The sequence below is a fragment of the Salmonella sp. NW38 genome, from assembly GCF_051807745.1.
Lineage (GTDB): Bacteria > Pseudomonadota > Gammaproteobacteria > Enterobacterales > Enterobacteriaceae > Salmonella > Salmonella enterica.
In genome coordinates this window covers 98,348-109,383 of the sequence record NZ_JAMMTO010000008.1, presented here as the reverse complement: position 1 = coordinate 109,383, position 11,036 = coordinate 98,348, and the positions used below count along the sequence as shown (strand labels likewise).

8 protein-coding genes are annotated in these 11,036 nt (G+C 55.1%); 5 read left to right on the top strand and 3 right to left on the bottom strand.

Features of this window, described 5'->3' with window-relative positions:
* Positions 1-247 precede the first annotated feature (247 nt).
* On the top strand, positions 248-307 hold the full coding sequence (locus NA624_RS15135) for a type I toxin-antitoxin system Ibs family toxin (protein WP_105887528.1): 60 nt from the start codon (positions 248-250) through the stop codon (positions 305-307).
* Between the two features lie 98 nt (positions 308-405).
* Here the strand turns inward: NA624_RS15135 and yegD are convergent, their stop codons facing one another.
* A complete protein-coding gene (gene yegD, locus NA624_RS15130; RefSeq protein ID WP_000469634.1) occupies positions 406-1,758 on the bottom strand; it encodes a molecular chaperone in 1,353 nt (450 codons plus the stop codon).
* Positions 1,759-1,891: 133 nt separating this feature from the next.
* Between yegD and alkA the strand changes: the two genes are divergently transcribed.
* Entirely contained in the window at positions 1,892-2,761 is an 870-nt protein-coding gene (gene alkA / locus NA624_RS15125) for a DNA-3-methyladenine glycosylase 2 (RefSeq protein ID WP_000494726.1), read from the top strand.
* Here the strand turns inward: alkA and NA624_RS15120 are convergent.
* Positions 2,729-5,719, bottom strand: coding sequence for an MASE1 domain-containing protein (locus NA624_RS15120; RefSeq protein ID WP_000042944.1), 2,991 nt, complete (start codon positions 5,717-5,719; stop codon positions 2,729-2,731). The genes alkA and NA624_RS15120 overlap by 33 nt on opposite strands.
* Positions 5,720-6,049: 330 nt before the next feature.
* Here NA624_RS15120 and udk point away from each other — a divergent pair, with 330 nt between their 5' ends.
* The 3 genes from udk to asmA all read left to right on the top strand — a co-directional run bounded on the left by udk (position 6,050) and on the right by asmA (position 9,258).
* The gene (udk, locus tag NA624_RS15115) at positions 6,050-6,691 is read left to right on the top strand and encodes a uridine kinase (RefSeq protein WP_000132082.1); all 642 of its coding nucleotides are present in this window, start codon (positions 6,050-6,052) and stop codon (positions 6,689-6,691) included.
* A 90-nt stretch (positions 6,692-6,781) separates the two neighbouring features.
* A complete protein-coding gene (gene dcd / locus NA624_RS15110) occupies positions 6,782-7,363 on the top strand; it encodes a dCTP deaminase (protein ID WP_001234783.1) in 582 nt (193 codons plus the stop codon).
* Between the two features lie 38 nt (positions 7,364-7,401).
* A complete protein-coding gene (asmA, locus tag NA624_RS15105) occupies positions 7,402-9,258 on the top strand; it encodes an outer membrane assembly protein AsmA (RefSeq protein ID WP_001252247.1) in 1,857 nt (618 codons plus the stop codon).
* Positions 9,259-9,343: 85 nt separating this feature from the next.
* Here the strand turns inward: asmA and NA624_RS15100 are convergent, their stop codons facing one another.
* Positions 9,344-10,924 carry a TerC family protein gene (locus NA624_RS15100; protein ID WP_000454725.1) on the bottom strand — a complete coding sequence of 527 codons (1,581 nt, stop codon included), beginning with the start codon at positions 10,922-10,924 and terminating at the stop codon, positions 9,344-9,346.
* Positions 10,925-11,036 lie beyond the last annotated feature (112 nt).

Sequence of the window (11,036 nt, the reverse complement as noted above, 5' to 3'; positions counted from 1 at the left end):
ATGTTGCTCCCTCTATTGTAGTCAGCAGGGAAGGGAGAAAAATGGAGGAATTATGGAACACGGTCGGGATTATTCTGAATGGCGACCCGCTTTGCGAGGCGCTACGCAACTCTCATCGCTGAAAATCGTTAGCGCGCCGGAGTGCGGTAAAGTGGCGGCACGGCAATGAAGGTAAGCCACCGATTTCAGCAGGACGCTGAAACGGGAAAGCCCCTCCCGAGGAAGGGGCCAAAATAAGGAAAGGGTTATGATGAAGGTAGTCATCATACTGGTGATACTCTTAGTGATTAGCCTACCAGCTTACTAAGACACCAGGGGGAGGAGGAATCCTCCCTTACCCTCACTCCTGACGTTAAGCCACATCAAGAATAATGTCAATCCATCAGCTCTGGGCTTGCGAGGCGCTTAGCGGAAAACGACCTCCGCCCAGCGCGCCAGTCCTGCGGTGACGGAGCCGAAATCATCGCCGCCAGCGATGGGTATGCCCGGTAGCTGTTCGGAAAGCGCTTTTTTAATCAATGGCGAACGGGCGCTGCCGCCGGTCAGATAGATGACATCCGGTTTTTCCTGCGCGCTGTCCAGCGCCAGTTGCACCTGTTCCAGAATACGCGCCAGCGGTTGATCCAGCGCCGCTTCCAGTCCTTGCTGGCTGATAGCGACCGCCAGGTCGTCGCTGATAAATGGCAGCCTCGCCGTAACATCCGCCTGGCCGGAAAGGGCGATTTTGCTCTCTTCCGCGCAGCGTACCAGGCGGTAGCTAAGCCGCTGACGCCAGACCTTGAGCAGCAACGCGACCTTGTCTGCTTCACGCGCGTTGCGAACCAAATCGTTCAACAGACGACCATTCGCGCTACTGTAAAAATCGCTTTGCGCCGGGACGTCGTTAATCGCAACGGCGTTCCACCACGGCAGCACCGGCAGGGCGATGCCTTTTTCGGTTTCGCCGCCCATGCCCAGCAAAGGCATCAGATTTTTAAAGGCCAGCGCGATATCCAGATCGTTTCCGCCCACGCGGCAACCGCTGTGCCCCAACAGGCTGTTTTCACGATCGGCGCGCTGACGCCACTGTGGCCCCATTAGCAGCATGGAGCAGTCGGTGGTGCCGCCGCCAATATCCACGACCAGCACACGCTTCTCTTCCCGCAGTGTAGCCTCGTAGTCCAGGCCCGCCGCGACCGGTTCGTACTGGAATACCACCTCCTGAAAACCGGCGCGTTTTGCCGCCCGCTCCAGAATACCCTGCGCCTGGCGGTTCGCGTCATCGCCGCCGAGTCCCTGAAAGTTGATCGGGCGACCGATCACCGCTTGGGTAATGGCCTCCGGCAATTGGCTGTGCGCCGTATGACGAATATGTACCATCATGGCGCAGACCAAATCTTCAAACAGCGCGACCTGCTGCGGTTTCAGGCCGCTGGCGCCTAAAAAGGATTTCGGCGATTTGACAAACCAGACCTCCTGGGGATCGTCAATATAGTGCGCCAGCGACGCCAGACCAAACTGTACGCTTTGCGCGCCAACCTCAATATCTTCCTCGCGGTTGTAGCGTATCGCGCGGCGTAGCAGCGCCTGGGTTTCTTCGTCCGTTGTCGGCACATCATGATGGCGATACAGCCACTCGCTCACCGCTTCGCGCGTCGGCGCGCACAGCATAGACGGCAGTAATGCGCTGTTATTCTCCATTGTCAGCAACTGTGGATGCCCGTCGCGCATAATGGCGACCGAGCAGTTTGCCGTACCGTAATCAAATCCTATAAACACCTTAAAATCCCCATGCCAGTGAAGAAGGGGCGTGACTTTAGCGAAATGTCGTCGCGGCGACAACTGGAATATGAAAGCAAGGCGTTACGTGCGATTAGCGTTTATGCTGAAAAGTCAAATAAAGGAGAAAAGTATGTTTACCCTGAGCTGGCAGCCGCCTTACGACTGGTCGTGGATGTTGGGCTTTCTTGCCGCGCGTGCGGTGGACGGCGTAGAAACGGTAGGCGAGGGCTTTTATGCGCGCAGCCTGGTGGTGGGCGAGCATCGCGGACTGGTCAGCGTGAGGCCCAATCTGCCCACCCACACTGTGCAGGTGAGCGTAAGCGCCGGATTACTTCCCGTCGCGCCGGCGTGTCTGGCGAAGGTTTCGCGTCTGTTTGATCTTGACTGCCAGCCCGCGCAGGTTGCCGCCGTGCTGGGGCCACTGGGTGAGGACAGACCGGGGCTGCGTTTACCGGGATCGGTTGATATGTTTGAACAAGGCGTGCGGGCGATACTGGGGCAACTGGTGAGTGTCGCGATGGCGGCAAAGTTGACGGCGAAAGTGGCGCGCCGCTATGGCGAGGCGTTGCCGGATGCGCCCGATTATGTCTGTTTTCCCGGTCCGGAAACGCTGGCGTTGGCCGATCCGCTGGCGCTTAAAGCTCTGGGGATGCCGCTGCGGCGCGCCGAAGCGCTGATTCATCTGGCGCAGGCGACGCTGGCGGGAAAACTGGCGCTCGCCGCGCCGCCGGATATTGAGCAGAGCGTTAAAAATTTACAAACGTTTCCGGGAATTGGCCGCTGGACGGCGAACTATTTCGCCCTGCGCGGTTGGCAGGCAAAAGATATCTTTTTACCCGATGATTACTTAATTAAGCAGCGCTTCGCCGGGATGACGCCCGCGCAGATCCGTCGCTACGCGGAGCGCTGGAAACCGTGGCGTTCCTACGCGCTACTGCATATCTGGTATACCCACGGCTGGCAACCGTCAATGGATAGCGAAATAGCTGGTATTCAGTAACAAATCCAGTGGTTGCGCTTCGGCGATAGTGTCGCCATAAATTAGATCCACGCCAATACGGGAGAGCGTATCCAGCACCTGTGGGTTTTGTACCGGCCCGGCGAGCGTTTTGATGTCCAGATGCTGGGCGTGTCCCTGGATGATCGAGGTCAGCATTTCATCCATTAAACTCTCATGAACGTTGGCGATAAGGTCGCTATCCAGCAGTAAATAATCGACGATATGCGGGGGCAGTAAATTAAACAGCTGTAAATCGCGCCCGACATGGCTGAGAATCACCTGGCAGCCGCGTTGCCGCAGTTTTCGCAGAGTCGCAGCGGCGGTCTGCGCCTGCTTAACGATAACGTCAGCCGGGATAATCAGGTGTAATAACCGTGGCGGCAGTGGGCTATGCTCCAGTTGTTCCAGCAGCTCATCAATAAGGGTCGCGCTGTATAATCCCGCGGCGGACAGCGGCAGCGCAACGCTTAATCCCTTGCTGGCGACGGCGGTCGCCGCATGGTGGAAAAACTCATGGAATACCCGTCGGTCAAGCGCGTGATGCAGCGCGGAGTCGGCTAACCCTGCCCGGAACGCGCGCTCTTCCAACACTTCCCCTTCGCTGGTCCACAGCCTGAGTGAGACCAGCCAAAAGCTGGTGGCCTCCGGCGTACGCGGCGGCGCGACGTTTCTGGCAAGCATCAGCAGGTGGTTATTTTTAATCATATGCCACTGTTCTTCCAGCGGCATCATTCCCTTTGAGGAGGTTAATGCGTGCTGCGGTTCGTACACGGTCAGACGGCCTCGACCGCTATTTTTCGCGGCGTAGCAGGCAATATCGGCCTGAGACACGACCTCTGTGAGCTGGCAGTTATGTTCATTTATCATTGTGATCCCGGCGCTGGCGCCGATCCGATGCAGGCGTCCTTCCCACATAAAGTGATATTCATTAACGGCGTTGATAAGCCGCGTCACGATAAAGCGCGCGCTGTCACTATTACAATCCGGCAGCAACAGGCCAAACTCATCGCCACCCAGACGGGCCAGGAGATCGCCAGATCGAAGCATACTGAGCATCAGTGACGCGAGTTCGCGCAATAAGGCATCGCCGGCGGCATGTCCCGCGCTGTCGTTAACCGCTTTAAAACGGTCCAGATCGATAAACACCAGCGCATGATGTTGAGGCGATTCCTGTATTGTTTGCAGGCGCTGTTGAAGCTGCTTTTCAAAACTGGCGCGGTTGGCAAGATGGGTGAGGGCGTCATGCGTTGCGCTGTAGCTGAGCTGGCGTAACATTTTTCGTGATTCGGTAACGTCCTGGATAACCAGAACCGAACCAATCTTATCGCCGTCAAGCGTACTGAGCGGCGTGATACTGTAATGAATATCGTAGCTGCCGCCGTTATGACAATGGAGCACTATCTCCTGTTCCATGTCCGATCGCGACCTGTCGGCGCGATAAATATCCTCCAGCAGCGGCCCCTTATTACCTGACGTAATGCGCAGAACCGTTAATAATGGCGCGCCTAAAGCATCCTCCTGCCGCCAGCCGCTCATCTTCTCGGCGATCGGGTTCATAAAGGTGATATTCATCGCGACATCAATACACACCACCGCTTCTCCGATAGAGTCAAGCGTGATGTGCAACCGTTCTTTTTCCTGAAACAGCGCGTCGTTCGCCTGTGTAATACGCTCCATCAACCGCTGGTTTTCCTGCTCGCTTTGCTTGAGATCGTTAATATCTTCAATCTGAGCAATAAAATAGAGAGGTTTATTGTCTTTATGACGAACCAGCGAGACGGCCAGTAGCGCCCAGACGACATCGCCGTTGCGGGTGTAGTAGCGTTTTTCCATGGAATAGCTATTGATGTCGCCGCGCACCAGCATGTTTAGCTGTTCAAGGTCGTTATTCAGGTCTTCCGGCCAGGTCAATTGCTGAAATGTCATCGTGCGTAATTCATCCTGGCTATAGCCAAGAAAATGGCTCAGAGATTTATTGACCTGTAGCCACTGACCCTCCGTACCGACCAGCGCCATACCAATGGCTGAATACTCCATCGCGTTGCGAAAGCGGGATTCGCTCTCGGTGATATGTTTGCGTTCCGTGCGAAACGCGTACATCACCATCGTCATCATATTGGCAGGCAGCAGGATCATTAAAAAAGGCAGCCACGGCATATTGACCATCACGTCGGTTTTCGGCGTGGCGAGCAGCGTAGGGTCATTGGCCAGCATGAGCGAGACCACGATAACGGTAGCTAAAAAAATTAAAAACGCCTCCATTCGCGGCAGGCGCACCGCACTCCACATCAACAGGACGATAACGCACGTAAACGGCCACGGAATATAGCGCATAGCGAGCCAGCTTAGCGCCAGCGTAATGACCAGCGTCAATAGCGTTTCCAGCAACAGATGCGGGTCGCGATGACGCAACAGATAGTGTGGTTTAAACAGTAAACCTAACGGCACCAGCGTCAGCGCGCCGATGGCTTCCGATAATACCCAAATCAGAAACGCTTTCGAGGCGACCGCTTCCGGCGCTATTAGCCAAAATAACAGGCCGCCGAGTAGCGGCGGAATCACGGCGCTGCCGATAGCCAGACGAAACCAGTCATTCAAATTTTGTAAGGGGTTGTAGCTGGGGAGCAGTTTTCGCAGCAGTATCGCGCCAGTGGCCGCCTCGATAATATTTATTGCCGTCCAGCTAAAGTTAAGCGAGGCGGCAGGAAATAAAGTCAGTGAGGCGCCGATGCTGCCGAGCGAGCAGGCGACCGCGATCCCAGGCCACAGACGGCCCGCATGGCGGTAAAACGCGACCATCATAATGGAGGTGGGGAACCACAGCGGCGCGAGTTGGGTGCCGACACGCGATAATACGAGCGAAAAGAGCGTAAAGACAAACGCGACCAGGCCTAAACTGACCAGACGCAATAGCGGGTGGGGGACGGTAACGAAAACATGTTGGGATGGTTTACTCATTACCACTCTATCCGAATCGCCGGTAACGTCGCGGAATACCGGACGCGTCAGTTTACTCTGTGATTATGCTAGTATAAACGCGTAATGATTTATACGCTGGCTGAATATAAATTGTGGCTTCCGGCGTATTCCTCCTCCAGACGGGTCGATAAATCCGCTGTCCGCGTTAAAACTGAACGCTTTTACGTCGCGACGTCGAATGCGCCGCCAACAAATTCACCGTGGCATAGCGCCGGACTGGTATCGCGCTGCTGAAATCCCTATAATTGCCGCGTTTGGCGTTTCGGCGCCCCCCTTCCTTACATCCAGGTTAATCAGGTCGCTAAATTTATGACTGATCAGTCTCATCAGTGCGTCATTATCGGTATCGCTGGCGCATCGGCTTCCGGCAAGAGTCTTATTGCCAGTACCCTTTACCGCGAATTGCGTGAACAAGTGGGTGACGAACATATTGGCGTTATTCCCGAAGACAGTTATTACAAAGATCAAAGCCATCTGTCGATGGAAGAACGCGTAAAAACCAACTATGACCATCCGAATGCGATGGATCACAGCCTGCTATTTCAGCATCTTCAGGCGCTCAAGCGCGGTTCGGCGATTGAATTACCGGTATACAGTTATGTTGAGCATACCCGTATGCAGGAAACGGTTCGCGTAGAACCGAAGAAAGTGATTATTCTTGAAGGTATTCTGTTACTGACCGACGCGCGTTTGCGTGAAGAGATGAACTTCTCTATTTTTGTCGATACGCCGCTGGATATCTGTTTGATGCGCCGTATCAAACGCGATGTGAACGAGCGTGGTCGCTCAATGGATTCGGTGATGGCGCAATATCAGAAAACGGTGCGTCCGATGTTCCTGCAATTTATTGAGCCTTCCAAACAATATGCGGATATTATCGTGCCGCGCGGCGGTAAAAACCGCATCGCTATTGATATTCTGAAAGCGAAAATCAGCCAGTTCTTTGAATAAATCTGGCGAATTGTGTACCGTTCAGTGATAACCTGGTTAGCCCTTGATGTGCTTGATTTAAGGGCTTGATGCGCGAAAGGAGAAAGTGCCATGCGTTTATGCGACCGAGATATTGAAGCCTGGCTGGATGAAGGCCGTTTGTCTATCACCCCGCGACCTCCCGTAGAGCGCATTAACGGCGCGACGGTCGATGTACGTCTTGGCAATAAATTTCGAACCTTCCGTGGCCATACGGCGGCGTTTATCGACCTGAGCGGGCCGAAAGATGAGGTCAGCGCGGCGCTGGATCGCGTGATGAGCGATGAAATCGTTTTGCCGGACGGCGAGGCATTTTATCTGCATCCGGGCGAGTTGGCGCTGGCCGTCACCTTTGAATCCGTTACCCTGCCGCCGGATTTAGTGGGCTGGCTGGATGGCCGTTCCTCGCTGGCGCGTCTGGGACTGATGGTGCATGTGACGGCGCACCGGATCGATCCCGGCTGGTCGGGCTGCATTGTGCTTGAGTTTTACAACTCCGGGAAGCTGCCGCTGGCGTTGCGTCCGGGTATGCTCATCGGCGCGCTGAGCTTTGAGCCGCTGTCCGGCCCGGCGGCGCGGCCTTATAACCGCCGTCAGGATGCCAAATATCGCGATCAGCAGGGCGCTGTTGCCAGCCGGATTGATAAAGACTGAGCCATTCGGCGCAATACTGCCGGTCCATTGAGGGTAGCATGAGACGATTTCTGACGACGCTGATGATTTTCCTGGTCGTGCTGGTGGCCGGATTCTCTGCGTTGGTATTGTTGGTCAATCCGAATGATTTCCGCGCCTATATGGTGCAGCAGGTTGCCGCGCGTAGTGAATATCAGTTGCAACTGGACGGGCCGCTGCGCTGGCACGTATGGCCGCAACTCAGCATCCTTTCCGGGCGAATGACGCTAACGGCGCGAGGCGCCAGCGAACCGCTGGTGCGGGCTGACAATATGCGCCTGGATGTCGCTTTATGGCCGCTGTTGAGTCATCAGCTTCATGTTAAGCAGGTAATGCTGAAAGGCGGGGTGATTCAACTGACGCCGCAAACGGAAGCGGTACGCAGCGATGATGCGCCGGTCGCGCCGAAAGATAATACCTTGCCGGACGTAGCGGAAGATCGCGGCTGGTCGTTTGATATTCGTAGCCTGCGCGTTGCCGACAGCGTGCTGGTTTTCCAGCATGAAAATGATGATCAGGTCACGGTGCGCGATATTCGTCTGAATATGGAACAAGATGCCGAGCATCGCGGCACGTTTGATTTTTCGGGACGCGTGAACCGCGATCAGCGGGATCTTGCTTTATCGTTCAGCGGAACGGTGGATGCTTCCGATTATCCGCATAATTTAACCGCGGGTATTGAGCAACTGCGCTGGCAATTGCAGGGCGCGGATCTACCGGCGCAGGGGATTGAGGGGCAGGGACAACTGCAGGCGCAGTGGCAGGAGGCGCAAAAACGTCTTTCATTTAACCACTTAAATTTAACGGCGAATGACAGTTCTCTGACCGGGCATGTTCAGGTAACGCTGGCGGAGCAGCCGGAATGGCAAATTGACCTCCAGTCCAGCAAGCTTAATCTGGACAACCTGTTGCCGCATCATAGCACCGTGGCACAGACGGGCGGCGCGGTGTCGCAGGGGCAAAATACGCTCCCCCTGACCAGGCCAGTTATCGCGTCGCGTGTTGGTGCGCCGCCTTATCAGGGGCTGCAAAGCTTTACGGCGGAGATTGCTTTACAGGCGGATTCAGTTCGCTGGCGGGGAATGGACTTTACCCAGGTTTCGACGAAGATGTCTAATCAGGCCGGATTGCTGGATATCACCGAGTTGCAGGGGAAACTGGCCGACGGAGAGATGTCGCTGCCCGGCACGCTTGACGCCCGCACCGCCAGTCCGCGCATCGAATTCCACCCTCGCCTCAACCATGTTGAGATTGGGACTATCCTGAAAGCCTTCAATTATCCGATTAGCCTGACCGGTAAGATGTCGCTGGTTGGCGATTTCTCCGGGGCGGATATTGACGCGGAGGCGTTTCGCCATAGCTGGAAAGGAAAAGCGCATGTTGACATGAGCAATACGCGCCTCGAAGGAATGAATTTCCAACAACTGGTGCAGCAGGCCGTAGAGCGAAGCGGCGGCGACGCGCAGCAGTCGCAGGAAAATATGGACAACGCGACCCGACTGGATCGCTTCACGACCGATCTGACGCTAAATAAGGGCACGCTGACGCTCGACGACATGGTCGGGCAATCTTCTATGCTGGCGTTAACCGGCAGCGGAACGCTGGATCTGGTTAAGCAGAGCTGTGATACGCAATTTAATCTGCGTGTGCTGGGCGGATGGAACGGCAATAGCAACCTGATCACCTTCCTGAAAGAGACGCCGGTGCCGCTGCGCGTCTATGGCAAGTGGCAGGAGCTGAACTATACCCTGCAAGTGGATCAGTTATTGCGCAAGCATTTACAGGATGAGGCGAAGCGTCGGCTCAACGACTGGGCGGATCGCAATAAAGATACCCGTAACGGTAAAGATGTGAAGAAACTGCTGGATAAGCTGTAGTTTTTGGCCAAAGAGGAGTGCCGGATGGCGAGGCTAACGCGCCTCCGGCCTGCCTGGTAAGCAGGCCGGGGCAGGCGAACAGACGTTACATCTCCGGGTCTGGCTCGCCGTTATGCAGCGGAATTAACTGCACTTTCTGCACTCGATGGCTTTCTACCTGCAATGTTTTCAGCAAATAATCACCCACCTGAACCTCTTCACCGGTTTGCGGTATGCGCTGCAAATATTCCATCAATAATCCGGCAATCGTATGGTATTCCCGTTTTTCATCCAGCGGCAGCGGCACGTACTGCACCAAATCCTCCAGCGGCATATGGCCGTTTGCTGTCCAGGAACCGTCCGGGTTCTTCTGAATATCGTGGCGGGCGTCAATTTCCTCGACTTCATTCGGCAGATTACCGGCGATAGTCTCCATGACATCGCTTAATGTCACAATGCCTTCAACCGAGCCAAACTCATCTACGACAAAGGCAAAATGGGTTCTGGCGTTACGGAACTGCTCCAGCGCAGGCAGCAGCGGCAATGTTTCCGGGAAAACCAGCGGTTGGCGAATCAGCGCGCGCAGGTTGAGCGGTTCGCCGCGCAGCGATTGTTGCAACAGATCGATGACGTGGACGACGCCGAGTAAATCTTCCTGTTCATTTTCACCCGTCACGACCAGACGCGTATGCTGGTTCTTTTCCAGCAGAGCGCGGATTTCCGCTTCCGGCGCGTTGAGATCGATATGCTCGATATCGTGACGCGACGTCATGATGCTACTTACGGTGCGCTGGTTGAGATTCAGCACCCGCTCAATCATCCTGCGCTCCTGCGGATTAAAAATCTGGCTGTCGTCATGGTCTGCCAGCATCGCAGCGGTTTCGGCATCCAGTTCGGCATCCTCTTTTTTACCGCTAATCAGCCGCATCACGGCCTCCGTTGTGCGCTGGCGCAGCGTATGGTTAGCGGAAAGAAAACGGCGGCGGTTAAAAATAGCCAGTTGGTTGAGCGCCTCGATCATCACCGAGAAGCCGATAGCCGCGTACAGATACCCTTTCGGAATGTGGAAACCAAACCCTTCCGCCACCAGGCTAAAGCCGATCATTAGCAGGAAGCTAAGACACAAAATGACAATGGTGGGGTGGTTGTTCACAAATCGGGTCAGTGACTTGCTGGCGAGCAGCATCAGGCTAATGGCGATTATCACTGCCGCCATCATGACCGCCAGGTGATCGACCATCCCCACGGCGGTAATCACGGAGTCGAGAGAAAAGATAGCGTCCAGCACCACGATTTGCGCGACCACCGCCCAGAATTTCGCCCCCTTACGCTGGGTAGGGTTGGCGCTATCTTTCCCTTCCAGCCGTTCGTTAAGCTCCATGGTGGCTTTAAAGAGCAGGAAGAAGCCGCCGAACAGCATAATCAGATCGCGGGCGCTGAAGCTTAACGTCTGTACGCTAAAGAGCGGCTTAGTCAAGGTGACCAGCCACGAGATTGACGCCAGCAGCAGCAGGCGCATGATCATCGCCAGTATCAGGCCGGTAATGCGCGCGCGGTCGCGCTGCCCCGGCGGTAGTTTTTCAGCGAGGATGGCAATAAAGACCAGGTTATCAATGCCGAGAACAAGTTCGATAACGATTAACGTTACCAGTCCGGCCCAGATTGACGGATCGGCAATCCATTCCATAGTAAGAGCAATACCTTCTGTAATATGACAATTGTCACAATTCGATCATGGATAATACGGCGGAAAAATGCAATGCCGCAGAGCAATTTATCTTTGTTACGCGGCTATAAAA